We start from the raw sequence: 13848 nt of genomic DNA, 5'->3' as shown, positions 1-13848 counted from the left end.
TTCTGCCATTGCTGCGACCAATATGGGTGAAAAGCAAAAACAATGAGCAACACAAAACAAGATTTTCTCAACTTGATTGATGATAACAGAAACATCATCTACAAAGTATGTTTTATCTATTCAGACAGCGTAAATAGTCATGAAGATCTCTTTCAGGAGGTGGTAATCAATCTCTGGAGCTCCTGGCCAAGGTTCCGGGGAGATTGCAAGGTTCAGACCTGGATTTACAGGATTGCACTTAACACCTGTGTGAGCTTTCTGAGAAAGAGCAAGGCAAGACCATCGTCACTGCCGTTGACAAACAATATTGAAGTTGTTGCGAATGATTTTGATCATGAAAAGATCAGGGAGCTCTACATCAATATTAACAACCTTGAGAAGGTTGAGAAGGCTATTGTTCTTCTCCACCTGGAGGAAAAATCACACGATGAGATATCTCAAATATTGGGGATATCAAAATCAAATGTTGCCGTTAAGCTTTTCAGAATAAGGGAAAAATTAAAACAAATGTCCAAAAACTGAATGTAGCAATGGAACTGGAAAAATTAAAAGAGAACTGGCAGGAGCTGTCAGAAAAGATTGAAAAGAGGGAATTATTTAATAAAGAGGTTACTATGAATATGCTTAAAAAGAATGCAAAGAGCTCTATCGACAAACTTGAGAGATATGAATTTATATTCCTGCTGATATCTGTATTTTACGCAATATTTCTCGGTTTAGCTCTGTTTGTGAACGAAGAGAGACTAATAGTAAACGAGAGCATCTGGGCCTGTATTGCATTGTTTGTAGTTGCAGGGGGCTGGCAGGCATTTAAGTTGATACTCCTTCAAAAAATGAGATTAGACTCCTGCTCTACTATAGAGATGCTGGAGAGGGTTACTCGTTACAAAATCCTTACAAAGGCAAGACTATACTGGGGAATGTCACTTCTGATTCCGTTTTTTGGAGTGGTCTTCTACTTTCAAAAGGATATATTCACCCCTGAGTTAATAATCGTTATGGCAGCCGGAGCAATTTTGGGTATTATTATCGGGCTTTCAAGCTTTTATAAGCACTGGAAAAACATAGACGACCTGCTCTCTGATCTTAAAGATATTAAAACCTACGAGAAAATTTAAACAGAAGTGGGGGAACAGGTATAAGGGAACAGGTATAAGGGAAAAAGAAGGCTAACCGTTAAGGTCAGCCTCTTTTTGTTAAATCAGAGAGAACTATCTTCTGTAAATACTTCCGCCGCTTCTGTTGTTATCTCTGTTGTCGTTTCTGTTATCTCTGTTATCTCTGTTATCTCTGTTATCTCTGTTATCTCTCTTGTCGTTGTTTTTGTTGTCCTTGCGATTGTCCTTCCTGTTATCCTTTCTGTCACCTCTGCGGTCATTATCCCTGCGATCATCCCTGCGATCACGATCGCGGTCCCTGTACCGGTCATCCCTGCGCTCTCTCTCCTTTAGCCATCTGTAGTGCTCAGGATGGTTTCTGTTTGCAAAATATCTTGGATCTCTGGCATCCCTTATCACAACATATGGTCTGAATTCTCTGTAGTTTGCATATCTTCTCTGAATTTCGTGATGCCTCAGAAATGGTCTGTATTCGTTAATCACCACAACCCTCGCTCTGTAGAAATCAAAATGTCTGTACATTGAAGGCAGTGTTTTTCTTGCAACCCACCTTCCGTTTTTGTAATATATAAACTCTCTTGAGGGAACATGGTAATAAACATCAATCTCAGGAATATAATAGTATTCCACATAATCAAATCCCACCGGACCCCATATTGGTTGAACACCAATGTTAACTCTTACCTGAATTTGTGCCTCTGCTGCCTTGGGGGCAATCAACCCTCCAATAAATAAAACAGCTATAAGTACTAATTTTTTCATAACGAATTGTTTTTAGTGGTACTTAACTACATCAAAACAATAATCGTTCCAAACGCTACAGGTCCGGAGTTTTTCCTCCTCGCTCACTGCGTTCGCTGTGGCGGAAGTTCCTTCGCTCAAAGATCTGATCCTCATCCCTACCTGAATCACCCGCAGCCACTCAAGAACTTTTCCTCCTCATTCGCTTCGCTGCTTCCGGCGGAGGTTCCTTCGTGTCTCGGTTGATTCAGGTAGGGACATGGCAGATAACCGGCCGGGAACCGGCCGTGTAAACTGCGAAGCACCTTTTAAACTTGGCGGATGATGTGGCGGGAGGCGGTAAAGTGGCAGACCCGTGTGGCTGTAACTTATTATTTGACTGCGCGTTAACACTTAATCCCGCGGATGATCCGCGGGATTAAGTGTCAACTAGAAGATTATTTGTGTGTTATAACGATACGGGTACAGAGTATCAGTCATAAATTCTCAAATCCAGTAAAAAGGCATGAAGTAATCCCTCCCCGGTCAACCGAGCCACGAAGGAACCTCGGCAGTCGCAAACTCTACCGCAGCGACGCTTTGCTGAAGACATGGTCCGGAATCACAGCATCAAACTGAATTTTTGTGATCCTGAACTCGGTTCCCTTACCCTCCTTGAGCATATCCTTGTAGATCATGGTTTTTGGGAACCATCGGCCCTGGATGCGCTCTACATCTGAAAGTTCCATGCGCTTAAGCAGCTGGCCGCTCTTTGCGTACATCTCCTGACGGAGGGGAACAGAGCGTTCGGCATCTACCCACATCTTCTGACGGTGGTAGGCGACATCGGTAACCCTGGCGGTAAGCTCCAGAAGAATAACATCTCTCCCCTGCAGTGTGTCTCGGCCTGTAATACGGCTGTCGTAAATATCAGTTAGCTTGCGGTCCTCCATCATATCTTCGTATGAGAGGTCTGAGCCCATCACGGATTGCCTTAACATGTGGCCGGAGATCTGTATTGTTCTGTCTGCGGCCGGGGTGTATATCCAGAGCTGCCCCTCCAGTTTTAGCATCTTTGTGCCGGCTTCAGAGGCGGGTGAGAGGTATTCGCTGAAGGATTTTTTGTCACTTTCGCTCCAGCTGCGCGATGTAACGCTTCTTGTTGAGCGTCTGCCGTGAATTACCATTGTGGATTCAAAGATTCTGTTTTTTGATGAGAGGTTCTGGTCCACTTTGCGGAGAATAGCTTCGCCGGACTGATAGGGCTGCGAGCTCCGGGCGGAAGCCGGGAGCGAGCCCGGGAGCAGGATTGCGGTTAAAAGTGCGAAAGTAAATATTTTCATGATAAATCTCTATATATATCAAACTTCCAGTTCATTAAAGAGCCTTGCGGTCTCCCTTTTGTATATCCCGATTCCGGCCAGCGCATTTCCAAGAAGCATTGAGAAGACACCGGGAATAAAGCCGATATACCACATTACAGGAGTAACGGCGGGCCTCATAACAGAAGGCATTAGCATAGTGGCATTTTTCATCATTCCGGAGATGTCTATTCCATGTGAGTTCAAAGCATAAACCACAGTTACTCCCAGTGCCGTCCCTATTACCGAGCCTATCACTCCGGTCATAAGTGCCTCCCACAAAAGAGATCTGTATATATGCCCCTTATCCTCACCAAGAGCGATTCTCACCCCAAACTCGGTGTATCTTCTGAGCCCCCCGAGCAGCCCTGCATTCCACAAAACAATTGCCATTGCAGAGACAAACAGGAATATCATTATAGTACCTATATAGTTGCTGTATGCAAGAAAATCGGCCATCCCGGGAACATCTCTCAAAGATTGAGCAACAGGTGCAAACTCATCCTCATCTGAGGCCCATTCGGCATTTAATCTGCCCTTAACTGCCTCGGCCTCCTCCTCATTAAAATAGTCATACGGCAGAAAGCCGAGTATCTCTCCCGATGCCCCCTCCATATCAAATGCGGCTCTTATATCTTCAATATCTGCAATAACCGCCCCTCTGTCCAGCGCCGGTGAACCAAACCTTATTGTTCCTGAGACAATGAAATTTGTAAAGGAGAATCCACCCTCCATTGTTGTTCCAAATAGTGTAAACTGCTCTCCCGGAGAGACACCGTATCTTGCAGCAAGATCCTCTGAAAGCAGGCACTCTCCTCCCTTTTCAGGTAAACGTCCCCTCTCAAGAGACTCCTGCAGGTTAAATCTCTGAGGCTCTTTTGACCCTTCGCCAAGAAGATCTACTGCCCATCCAACAACAGCCCCCTGCCCTCTCGTCTCACCCAGAGAGTCAGGAAAATCGGCCAAAGCCCCAAACCTAATCCTCTCTGCCCACTCAACAGAGGGCTCAAGCTTTTTAAGCTCCTCAACAAGCACGGGCGAGTCCAGAATTGCAAGATCATTAGGGAATTGTTCCTTGTCAGCAGCATAAGCCCTGGTCATCACACGTACATCACCTGTGTTATAGTTTGAGCTCAGCTCAATAGATTCTCCCATAACTCCGGTAAGCCAGCTGTGAAGAAAAATGGTGAGCATACTCCCGAGTGTCACGACAATTATTGGAAGCAGGCTCCTCCCTTTGTCGTTCAAAATGCCTTTAAGTAAAAATTTTATCATAGCAATTTCCCCCTTAAAGCCTCAGTAGGTTTCATCTTGGCAATTTTTCTTGCAGGTATATAACTTACAATAAATGAAGAGACAACAACCAGGAGGACAGATGCCAGTATCATACCCGCACTGTAGGCAGGCACAATCTTATCGGCAATAGCAAGCCCCACCTGGTCCGTACCGGCAGGCATCGGTAACCCCACATGCTGAATCAGTTTCAGAAGCGGCATCCCCCATAAAAGTCCCAGCAGGATAGCCAGAATTGAGTGAACAGTACCCTCAATCGTAAAAATCCCCACAACCCTTAACCTTGTCATACCCAAAGCAATGTATGTGCCTATCTCCTTCTGTCTTCTGAAGATTGAGAGTATCTGCGTGTCAAAAATTGCCAGCAGAGCTATGCCAAGCAGAAGCATCGACATAATCATTGAACTGGCCCTCTTTGTCTTGATAATATCATCAATCTCCTTCATCAGCGCATCCTCATCCATGTACCTCCACTCCTGCGAGAGCGCACCGGCAGAACTAAAATCATTTAAAGCAACAATCTCATCAGAAAGAACCACATAAGTAGCCTCTCCGTACATATTCGTCATCTCCCTCAGATCCTCAAGAGGCATCCAGAGCTGACCTCCGTCAACAGTAGGAACCGTGGTTTTAAATATACCCGCAATCCTTACCTCTCTGGCATCAAAAGTGCCATTCACATCCCTCCACCTCACAATCATCACATCCCCCTCCTTCAGTTTTGCACTTTTTGCAGTTCTGTCGCCCACTATCACCGGTATTGCCGAGTCTCCCTCAACTCGGGCAGAGTCAAGCGCAGCAGCAGGAAGAGAGAGAGTCTTCTGAGCAGGGTCAATCCCCTTTAGAAGGACATTCACCATTCTTCCGTTTGGGTAGGCCGATGCCTGTACAGCCAGCACAGCCACCGCATCGCCACTCTCAATCTCGGCCTTAAGCATTTCCCCAAGCGGAGCATGAGCATCCACAAGTGAAAGAGGATCAAATTGATCATAAAGAGCGTGGTCTATCCTTCCACTCCCCGTTTCCCATGCCTTTGTATCCCTCTTTGCCTGCAGATTCCAGCCATCCAGCAGCCCATTATAGAATACTATAACGACAAAGGCTATAGAGAGAACCGTAACATTCAGCCAGGTTCTCTTCCCGGAACCGAGCAGGTTTCTAAAGGCCAGTTTGATTGATAACCATTCCATCTTGCAAGTGTATTATTCTGTCCAGATACTGCATAACCTTCTCATCATGCGTAGAGAAGATAAATGTTGTCCCAAGCTCCTTGTTGAGACGCTTCATAGTCTGCACTATATTATGAGAATTCTTAGAGTCCAGGTTAGCCGACGGTTCATCGGCCAAAACAAGCTGTGGCCTCTTAACCATTGCCCTGGCAATAGCTACCCTCTGACACTCCCCTCCGGAAAGCGCAGATGGTTTAGAGTTCACCTTATCTGTTAAACCGACCCACTCTAGTGCCTCCATCACAGCCTTTTTCCTATCGGCAGCACCCCTCTTCTGCAACAGAAGGGCAAATTCAACATTATCATAAACCGTATAGACAGGAAGCAGATTGTAAGTCTGAAAAATAAACCCTATCCCCATATTCCTCAAAAGAGCCGCCTCCTTATGAGAGAGCGTATTGATTCTCTTTCCCAGTACATCCGCCGTACCCTCAGAGGGAGAGTCAAGAGACCCTATTATATTCAGCAAAGTAGTTTTTCCCGAACCGCTCGGCCCCACAAGGCCCGCAAACTCCCCCTTTCCAAAGGTGAGATTGATGTTATTAAGCGCGGTAAACTCTGTTTTACCAGCCGGAAATCTTTTGTAAACACCGTCCAGCTTTACAATTTGTTCTGTTTCCATACTATTTTGTTTGATGATTAATTACCAGCATTATTTGAACTCCATTTCCCGATAGCGTGTTCACCCCACCACCCATTCCCGGAAAGGTAAATCCATGAAGAGCCGAATTTTCCGGATTTACGAAAGCCGTCACATAAAGGTCTCCAAACGACAACATCCTCTTCCATCTTACCAGATTATAAACTCCGCCTCCTCCCCACACACTGTAACACATCCAGCTCAGACTATTCTCCATATTAAGGGGATAATTTACATTTAGTGCCGATAAATTTGCCCCCTCCGCCCACATATGCTCCACCGCCACACCAAGCCCGTTTCCCAGACCAAAAGTATAATCCGCCCCCACTGTAACCATCCGCTGATTTACCGGAAGTTGCGACTCAAAAAACGAATTTGCAGTTGACTGATTTGACATAGTATTTGTTGTCCCCCGCCTGTTTATCCACACCCCCTCCAGCCAGAACCCTATCTCATAATCGAACCTCATATCCAGGCCATATCTGTTTTCAGATTCCGGACCCAATTCTGAGCCCACTCCTATTTCTGATATAACAGAACTCCCTCCGATTCCGGATAAATCGGTTTTGCGCCTGTGAAAAGTAAATGCAATCTCACCCCGTCCCACCGGAACCTGCACCCTTCCTCCAAACTCGGGAACACCCCCGTCAGAAGGTACCACATCCAATGCCCTTCTTGAACTATTTCCAAGCAGCCCCCATAACCAAACATTTGCATTATTATTAAAATAGTATCGGCCCATGGCACCCCACACACCATCCGTCATCTGCAACGGGTCCCTCGGATCCATAGAATCAAACCACATCAGAGGCCTCAGCATCATTGCTGAACCAAAATTTATCTTCTGAAGCCCCACCCTCAGCTCCGCCTTGTCAGTAGAGACCCTTCCCCATCCACGATATAGTTTTACCTTTCCATCCCATTTCGCATCCCAACTCTCTCTCCCCTCATAAAACGGTAAAATCTCACCACTACCATACACATTCCCCGCCAACTCCGCATCAAACCTGAGCCCTCCCCAAAAACCGCCACCGGAATCTCCCCCCAATGTACGCCTGTTTATGGGCACCTCCAGGTTCAATTGCTGCAAATACCTCGCCCCCAACATAACCGGCCACTCAGATCCCGACGCATACCCACCCCATGTACTAAATTGCCCGCGGTATTTTAGCTCTGTTCTCTGCTGATTCTGCACCTGCGTATGCGGATTCTGCGCATCCGCCTGCAGCATCTGCTGACAAAAAGCAATATTTCCGGCCAGCAGCAAGAACACAAGCACAACCACAACAACTACTTGCCTCAGAGGAAAAGTGTCAAACATCATATAATCAATACGTTATAAAATTCATCATTTTTCTCTATAGCGTTATCTATCAGGCCTTTGACACTTTTCCTCTGAGGCAGACTCGGCCCCGGACTCGGCTCCGGACTCGGCTCCGGACTCGGCTCCGGACGGAGCTATGCCATAAGAAATCAAATTTACCATCTCAATAATAATTTCCTGTGGATTTTCATATAGCTTATTTAGCACTGGGTTATTCATTAGTTCTATAAAGCTATTACTCAATGCGAATAGCAACTCAGGTTTGAAATTGGAATTAAACACACCTCTTGATTGAGCATTTCTGAACTCCTCAATCATAGTGGTTATAGTATGAGCAGTTAACTTTGCCATATATTGCTGGATTTCAGAACCCATATCTCCATAGATGTCAGCAATAAACTCCTTACTAATATTGTTTGTCCCCTCTATCTTAAGATCAATAAACCTATGCATCTTATTTACAGCAGTATCATCATCTGTCATAATTTCACGGAATTTTTCAATTCCATCAGAAATTACATTATCCAGCACCCGCTTGGCTAATTCGGTCTTATTTTCATAATATCTGTAAAACGACATCTTGCTAACGCCCGCCTTTTTACACACATCCTCCACAGTTACTTTTTTGAAGCCGAATTTCCAAAAAAGTTCATGACCCGCCTCCGTCAAACGAATCTCAGCATCTCTCCTCGTAACTTTCACCATAAACCTTACTTTTACGCCACAAATATACTTATTTTGTAATTATATACAATTTTAGTAACTTTTCTTTAATGTTGCTTCGCATTTCTTAGCCATCCGGCATGGTTGACAGGGATATAAGGTGCTCCGCAGTTTATACAGCCGGTTTATCTGCCATGTTCCTACCTGAATCAAACGAGACACGAAGGAACCTCCGCCACAGCGAACAAAGTGAGCGAGGAGGAAAAGTTCCTGAGGGGCTGCGGGTGATTCAGGTAGGGATGAGGATCAGATCTTTGAGCGAAGGAACCTCCGCCACAGCGAATCAGAATAACCAGATCTTAAAGAAATAGAATGCGATCACCAGGGTAACCATTAGCTTGAGTCCCACACCTAGCAGAAATCCGATAAATGAGCCGATTGCAGACCTGAATGCTTTATCGCCGGGGGTGCCGCTGAGTAGTTCACCGGCCAGGGCGCCAAAGAAAGGGGCAAGAATTATTCCTAAAGGTCCCAGAAAGAGTCCCACAATAACACCGGCAATTGCACCTCTCTCGCCAGCTTTGCTTCCTCCAAATTTTCTGGTGCCCCAAACCGGAACAACATAATCAAGAATTGTGACAATTAGTGCAAGCCCGGCCATACTCCAGAGCACCTCGGAAGGGACATCCGTAACAGTTGTAAAATGCAATAAGATAAGTGCTCCAAACGCGAGCGGTGGCCCGGGAAGAACCGGGAGAAAGCAACCGGCAAAAGCAACTAAAAGTAATATAATGCCGGCAATTATTAAGAGTATATCAAATCCCATAAGAGTATTTTTTCAAGCCAGATTTAGTATATTTACACTCAACTGAAAATATAACTTTCAGCAAGTAAATTTATGAAAAAAAACAGGCGATTTTCAATACATCCAATTGTAATTGCACTTTTGATTACAATTGGGACAAATATTCCGGCAGCCTCCCAGGAGAAAATAAAATACGACCCTGCACTTGCCGCAAAATATGGTGCAGATGATTATGGTATGAAGAGCTACACTTTCGTGATTCTGCGTACCGGCCCTAATAAGACGGAGGACAAGGCTCTCCTTGCGGAGCTGTTCAGAAGCCACATGGAGAACATTAACAAACTATCTGACGAGGGCAAACTTATCATTGCCGGCCCAATGGGAAAGAACGACAAACAGTATAGAGGAATATTTGTACTAAATACAACAGACCATCAGGAGGCACTGGAGATGCTCAAAGGTGACAGAGCCATAGCTGAGGGAGTTTTTGAGGCCGACCTGTTTTCCTGGTACGGATCGGCAGCACTCCCTGCCTATCTTGAAGTCCACGAAAAAATAGCAAAGAGCAATCCGTAAAAATTTTAGAATTAGCAATTTCTACATATATGATAAAAAGCGACAGAAATAAGATAGAACACCTTATTGCATTCTCCACCGGGATGATGAGCGGCGGAGATGGAAAGGAGCTTATTGAGAGACATAAAGAGGCACTCAACGGTATTACCCCTTATGACATGCTTTATCTGGAAGAGTACCAGATGCAGATGGGAATCACTGTCCCTGAAATAAAAAGGGATATCAACAAAATTCTGAATGTCCTGTACGAATACCTGAAGGCATATGAGTGGGAGCGTCCGGAGGAGGGGACTTTTTTGTACTATCTTATGCTTGAGAACAGGGCATTTGAGTTCCGCCTCAATACAATGAAAAAGATCCTCAAAGCCTACAAAGGGCGAGAACTTGATGAACTCGGCTCTCTGAAGGCCGAACTTCTCCCCCACCTGGAGAGTTTTGCCGGATTTGAACCTCACTATGTAAAAAAGGAGAATATTCTTTTTCCATATCTGGAAAAGCACTGGAAGGAGTACAAACCGCTCAAAGTTATGTGGTCTCTTCACGACGACCTCCGCCGGATGATAAAAGAGCTTATCGGCCTTGCAAAATCTGATCAGAGCGAGTGGATGACACTCAACCGGGCAATAGGGAACTACTACTTTGGGGCGTTCGGGATGATTCAGAAGGAGGAGATAATTGTCTATCCTATCGCAGCCGGCACAATACCTAAAGATGATTGGGACGAGATGCACCGGCAGAGCTTTGAATACACTTTTCCATTTATTGAAAGGCCGACCCCGCCATCAGAAAAATCGGCCTCAGAGGCAAACAGGGTGGCAACAGAGCTGAGCGGACCCATCTCAGACCAGTTCCTGCAAAGAGCTACAATGATTTTTGATTCCCTGCCTCTGGATATAACATACGTTGATGAGAATGATAAGGTAAGGTATTTCAACAGGGCAAAGGATCGCTTCTTTCCCCGCTCACCTGCAGTGATTGGAAGGGATGTAAGAAACTGCCACCCGCCGGAAAGCCTGCATATAGTAGAGGAGATAGTGAATAAATTCAGGAGCGGTGAGAGGGATGAGGCCGAGTTCTGGATTACTCTCAGAGGGAAGTTTATCCATATTAGGTATTTTGCTGTCAGTAGCGAGGAGGGAGAGTACAGAGGGGTTCTGGAGGTTAGTCAGGATGTAACCGGTATCAGGGCACTGGAGGGAGAGAGAAGACTTCTGGATTGGGAATGATTTTTTTGTAACTTAGAAGATGATTAAAATTTAAGGTTATGAAAATTCAGGGCTTAAGCGAAGAATTACTTCCTGTTTTACTGAATGGAGACAGGAGTACCGGACTTGAGATTGTCAACAGACTTCTTGAAGAGGGAACTGATGTTATTACAATTTACGAAGGAGTAATAAAGCCTGCAATGTATAAAGTTGGAGAGCTCTGGGAAGAGGGCAAGATAAGTGTTGCAACGGAACATCTTGCCTCTGCAATTGTTGAGACACTTCTGGGTCATCTCTATTACAGAATTATTAAAAATGCAGGCACTAATAAGATGGTTGTGGTAATAACCTCTGTTGAAGATGAGGTACACCAGATTGGCGCCAAGATGGTATCTGATATGTTTGAATTACATGGCTGGACATCACATTTTCTGGGTGCAAACACCCCTATGGATGAGCTTTTGGATTTTATTTCCCGGATTAATCCTACAATTATTGGCCTCTCAATGAGTATAAACCTGCACATAAGAAACCTTGAGAAGACAATCTCAAAAATAAGGGAGCGTATTCCGGAGATGCCCATTTTAGTTGGAGGCCAGGGGCTTATTGAAGATGGAAAAGATCTTATGATGAAACACACAGGGGTTCTCTACCTGAAGGATCTTCCGGCCCTGGAAAACTTCCTTAAGCAATCTCATTATGAGAAAGATAGGTCTAATTAGCACAATCCTTACGCAGTGGAGAGAGGAGTTCAAACTATCAATTGCAGAGAGCCCCTCAATCTATATTGCCCTTTTCAAAGAGAGCGGGGAGCTCATCTTTGCCAATAAAACAATTAAAAAAACTTTTAGATCCTCTTTATCTCCTGCCGCAAATTTTCTTAATCCCCCCTTCTCAAGAATTGTCAGCAACAGGACTGACGAATCTTTGGTCTATAATGGCTATGTTACTCTTGGGAGCTTTGACACAGAGAACATCTCACTACTTGGAAGGTTTTACAAAAAAGGTGATGAGATACTATTTATTGGAGGGGTAGAGACTCAGCAACTACTCGAACAGAACAAACTACTCTATAATCTGAATTCAGAGATTAATAAACTTCAGAGACAGCTGGTTAAAGAGAAGTCTCTCCTGGAGGAGGCTAATGCTGCTAAAGATAAATTTTTCTCAATACTGGCCCACGACCTTAAAAACCCATTTAACGCCCTGCTGGGCTTCTCGGAATTTCTGATTGAAAACTTCAGGGATATGGAGCAGGAAGAGATTGAGGAGCAGCTGACAATGATGAGAGATTCAAGCAGGCAAACATTTGCTCTTTTAGAGGATCTTCTAACCTGGTCAAAGGCTCAAAGAGGCAAACTTGAATGCAAACCCCAAACTGTCAAGATCAAAGATATATGCGAAGAGGTCAGAGGTGCTGTAAAAGGTATGGCAGAGGAGAAGGAGATTGAGATAGAACTCTCTGCAGCTGAAAACGCTGAAATCTTTGCAGATCCAAATATGATCAAGACTATAATGAGGAACCTCCTTTCAAATGCAATAAAATTCTCGTACAGAGGGGGTAAAATTGTCACATCACTGGAAGATATCGGAAATAACTTTAAAATATCTGTAAAAGATAGTGGAACAGGAATATCTGCAGAAAATCAGGTTAGATTATGGAATCTTGCCGGACAACATACTACCCGCGGAACAGAAGATGAATCAGGGACCGGACTTGGACTACTGATTTGCAAAGAGTTTGCAGAGGCTCATAAAGGGAAGATTTGGGTAGAGAGTGAAGAGGGTAAAGGGAGTACATTTATATTTACAATACCAAAGCTATGAACTCACTATGGGGATTTTTGGCACCGCTTATAATCATAGCCGGGATTACATTTCTTCATGTTGTATTGCCGGCAAGGTGGATTAAGGGATATATCACCCGTCCCGGAAGCGATGAAAAGGTTATTTACAGACTTAACGGTCTGATTGTTCTTGCAATCTCGGCAGCAATATGGTTTTCTCTGGGCAACTACGGAGACCTTCCTTACAACTGGCTTTACCTTCACAGATGGGAGGGACTAGCAGGTGCCTGTTTGCTTGGATTGATTTTCTCGGCAGTTGTCGTTTTTCGTTATAAACCGGTTAGGAAAAATCTGCTTGCAGATATCTTTCTTGGCAGAGCCGAAAACATCTCCTTAAACAGAGGCAGAATAGATATTAAAATGTGGCTCTATATGGTTGGAGCTGTTTTACTGGAACTGAATGTTCTGAGCTTTGCCGCACACCAAAACATAACCTTTGGCGAACTATCATCTCCCGGAATTCTTATCGCCACTCTCCTGCTCACATGGTTTGTCACCGAGTATATGTTTTTTGAAAGGGTACACCTCTACACTTATGATATATTTGCTGAGCGGGTGGGATTCAAACTTGGATGGGGATGTCTGGTCTTCTATCCATTCTTCTACACTATTCCGCTCTGGTCAACAGTCCATCTGCCTGATCCCGGACTCTCTTCACTGTACTACATTCTTCCTGTCATAATTTTCTTAACCGGCTGGGGACTTGCAAGAGGAGCAAATATGCAGAAATACCACTTCAAGAAAGATCCTGACAAGAGATTTTTATGGATTAAACCTGAAAGCATAACTGATGGCAAAAACATCCTCCTTGTAAATGGCTTCTGGGGTGCCTCCAGACATATTAACTACTTGGGAGAGATTCTTATGGCCTCAGGTATTGTTTTGGCAACCGGTTATCCTGAGATCGGCTGGCCCTGGCTATATCCACTCTACTATGTAATTCTCCTCTTCACCCGCGAATGGGATGATGACCGCCGTTGCGCCGCTAAATACGGTGAGCTCTGGACCGAATACAAAAAGAGGGTTAAATACAGAATTATTCCGTTTGTATATTAGCCACCCGCACA

General features: G+C 44.6%; 15 protein-coding genes. 7 read left to right on the top strand and 8 right to left on the bottom strand.

The window, feature by feature from the left end:
- Positions 1–42: 42 nt before the first annotated feature.
- Both U5907_09965 and U5907_09960 read left to right on the top strand, forming a co-directional pair.
- On the top strand, positions 43–522 hold the full coding sequence (locus U5907_09965; GenBank protein ID WRQ32895.1) for an RNA polymerase sigma factor: 480 nt from the start codon (positions 43–45) through the stop codon (positions 520–522).
- A gap of 8 nt (positions 523–530) precedes the next feature.
- A complete protein-coding gene (locus U5907_09960; protein ID WRQ32894.1) occupies positions 531–1118 on the top strand; it encodes a hypothetical protein in 588 nt (195 codons plus the stop codon).
- A gap of 93 nt (positions 1119–1211) precedes the next feature.
- Here the strand turns inward: U5907_09960 and U5907_09955 are convergent, their stop codons facing one another.
- The 8 genes from U5907_09955 to U5907_09920 all read right to left on the bottom strand — a co-directional run bounded on the left by U5907_09955 (position 1212) and on the right by U5907_09920 (position 9174).
- A complete protein-coding gene (locus U5907_09955; protein WRQ32893.1) occupies positions 1212–1880 on the bottom strand; it encodes a hypothetical protein in 669 nt (222 codons plus the stop codon).
- Between the two features lie 542 nt (positions 1881–2422).
- Complete coding sequence (locus U5907_09950; GenBank protein WRQ32892.1) at positions 2423–3181, bottom strand: outer membrane lipoprotein-sorting protein; 759 nt, start codon at positions 3179–3181, stop codon at positions 2423–2425.
- 18 nt (positions 3182–3199) lie between these two features.
- Positions 3200–4474 carry an FtsX-like permease family protein gene (locus U5907_09945; protein ID WRQ32891.1) on the bottom strand — a complete coding sequence of 425 codons (1275 nt, stop codon included), beginning with the start codon at positions 4472–4474 and terminating at the stop codon, positions 3200–3202.
- Positions 4471–5682 carry an FtsX-like permease family protein gene (locus tag U5907_09940; protein ID WRQ32890.1) on the bottom strand — a complete coding sequence of 404 codons (1212 nt, stop codon included), beginning with the start codon at positions 5680–5682 and terminating at the stop codon, positions 4471–4473. The genes U5907_09945 and U5907_09940 overlap by 4 nt, the downstream gene beginning before the upstream one ends.
- On the bottom strand, positions 5651–6343 hold the full coding sequence (locus U5907_09935) for an ABC transporter ATP-binding protein (protein ID WRQ32889.1): 693 nt from the start codon (positions 6341–6343) through the stop codon (positions 5651–5653). Before U5907_09935 ends, U5907_09940 begins: the two co-directional genes overlap by 32 nt.
- 1 nt (position 6344) lies before the next feature.
- Positions 6345–7685 carry a hypothetical protein gene (locus U5907_09930; GenBank protein ID WRQ32888.1) on the bottom strand — a complete coding sequence of 447 codons (1341 nt, stop codon included), beginning with the start codon at positions 7683–7685 and terminating at the stop codon, positions 6345–6347.
- A gap of 42 nt (positions 7686–7727) precedes the next feature.
- A complete protein-coding gene (locus U5907_09925; protein WRQ32887.1) occupies positions 7728–8390 on the bottom strand; it encodes a TetR/AcrR family transcriptional regulator in 663 nt (220 codons plus the stop codon).
- A gap of 301 nt (positions 8391–8691) precedes the next feature.
- The gene (locus U5907_09920; GenBank protein WRQ32886.1) at positions 8692–9174 is read right to left on the bottom strand and encodes a DUF456 domain-containing protein; all 483 of its coding nucleotides are present in this window, start codon (positions 9172–9174) and stop codon (positions 8692–8694) included.
- Between the two features lie 72 nt (positions 9175–9246).
- On the opposite strand from U5907_09920, the gene U5907_09915 reads away from it, so the two are divergent.
- From U5907_09915 to U5907_09895, 5 genes are read left to right on the top strand one after another with little or no spacing between them, the layout of a single operon-like run.
- Positions 9247–9729 (top strand): YciI family protein, encoded by a 483-nt coding sequence (locus U5907_09915; protein ID WRQ32885.1) that lies wholly within the window; start codon positions 9247–9249, stop codon positions 9727–9729.
- 29 nt (positions 9730–9758) lie between these two features.
- Entirely contained in the window at positions 9759–10955 is a 1197-nt protein-coding gene (locus U5907_09910) for a PAS domain-containing protein (protein WRQ32884.1), read from the top strand.
- 38 nt (positions 10956–10993) lie between these two features.
- Positions 10994–11656, top strand: a complete 663-nt coding sequence (locus U5907_09905; GenBank protein WRQ32883.1) for a B12-binding domain-containing protein — start codon at positions 10994–10996, stop codon at positions 11654–11656.
- A complete protein-coding gene (locus U5907_09900; protein ID WRQ32882.1) occupies positions 11634–12761 on the top strand; it encodes a HAMP domain-containing sensor histidine kinase in 1128 nt (375 codons plus the stop codon). Before U5907_09905 ends, U5907_09900 begins: the two co-directional genes overlap by 23 nt.
- The gene (locus tag U5907_09895; GenBank protein WRQ32881.1) at positions 12758–13837 is read left to right on the top strand and encodes a DUF1295 domain-containing protein; all 1080 of its coding nucleotides are present in this window, start codon (positions 12758–12760) and stop codon (positions 13835–13837) included. The genes U5907_09900 and U5907_09895 overlap by 4 nt, the downstream gene beginning before the upstream one ends.
- Positions 13838–13848: the final 11 nt, after the last annotated feature.

The sequence above is a fragment of the Bacteroidales bacterium MB20-C3-3 genome (genome assembly GCA_035609245.1).
In the GTDB taxonomy this organism is placed as follows: domain Bacteria; phylum Bacteroidota; class Bacteroidia; order Bacteroidales; family UBA932; genus Bact-08.
This window is presented reverse-complemented; position numbering and strand designations above follow the sequence as displayed.

Excerpts from the sequence above, each read along its gene's own strand:
- U5907_09965 (WRQ32895.1), top strand. The coding sequence starts at position 43 with ATGAGCAACACAAAACAAGATTTTCTCAACTTGATTGATGATAACAGA.
- U5907_09960 (WRQ32894.1), top strand. The coding sequence starts at position 531 with ATGGAACTGGAAAAATTAAAAGAGAACTGGCAGGAGCTGTCAGAAAAG.
- U5907_09955 (WRQ32893.1), bottom strand. The coding sequence starts at position 1,880 with ATGAAAAAATTAGTACTTATAGCTGTTTTATTTATTGGAGGGTTGATT.
- U5907_09950 (WRQ32892.1), bottom strand. The coding sequence starts at position 3,181 with ATGAAAATATTTACTTTCGCACTTTTAACCGCAATCCTGCTCCCGGGC.
- U5907_09945 (WRQ32891.1), bottom strand. The coding sequence starts at position 4,474 with ATGATAAAATTTTTACTTAAAGGCATTTTGAACGACAAAGGGAGGAGC.
- U5907_09940 (WRQ32890.1), bottom strand. The coding sequence starts at position 5,682 with ATGGAATGGTTATCAATCAAACTGGCCTTTAGAAACCTGCTCGGTTCC.
- U5907_09935 (WRQ32889.1), bottom strand. The coding sequence starts at position 6,343 with ATGGAAACAGAACAAATTGTAAAGCTGGACGGTGTTTACAAAAGATTT.
- U5907_09930 (WRQ32888.1), bottom strand. The coding sequence starts at position 7,685 with ATGATGTTTGACACTTTTCCTCTGAGGCAAGTAGTTGTTGTGGTTGTG.
- U5907_09925 (WRQ32887.1), bottom strand. The coding sequence starts at position 8,390 with ATGGTGAAAGTTACGAGGAGAGATGCTGAGATTCGTTTGACGGAGGCG.
- U5907_09920 (WRQ32886.1), bottom strand. The coding sequence starts at position 9,174 with ATGGGATTTGATATACTCTTAATAATTGCCGGCATTATATTACTTTTA.
- U5907_09915 (WRQ32885.1), top strand. The coding sequence starts at position 9,247 with ATGAAAAAAAACAGGCGATTTTCAATACATCCAATTGTAATTGCACTT.
- U5907_09910 (WRQ32884.1), top strand. The coding sequence starts at position 9,759 with ATGATAAAAAGCGACAGAAATAAGATAGAACACCTTATTGCATTCTCC.
- U5907_09905 (WRQ32883.1), top strand. The coding sequence starts at position 10,994 with ATGAAAATTCAGGGCTTAAGCGAAGAATTACTTCCTGTTTTACTGAAT.
- U5907_09900 (WRQ32882.1), top strand. The coding sequence starts at position 11,634 with ATGAGAAAGATAGGTCTAATTAGCACAATCCTTACGCAGTGGAGAGAG.
- U5907_09895 (WRQ32881.1), top strand. The coding sequence starts at position 12,758 with ATGAACTCACTATGGGGATTTTTGGCACCGCTTATAATCATAGCCGGG.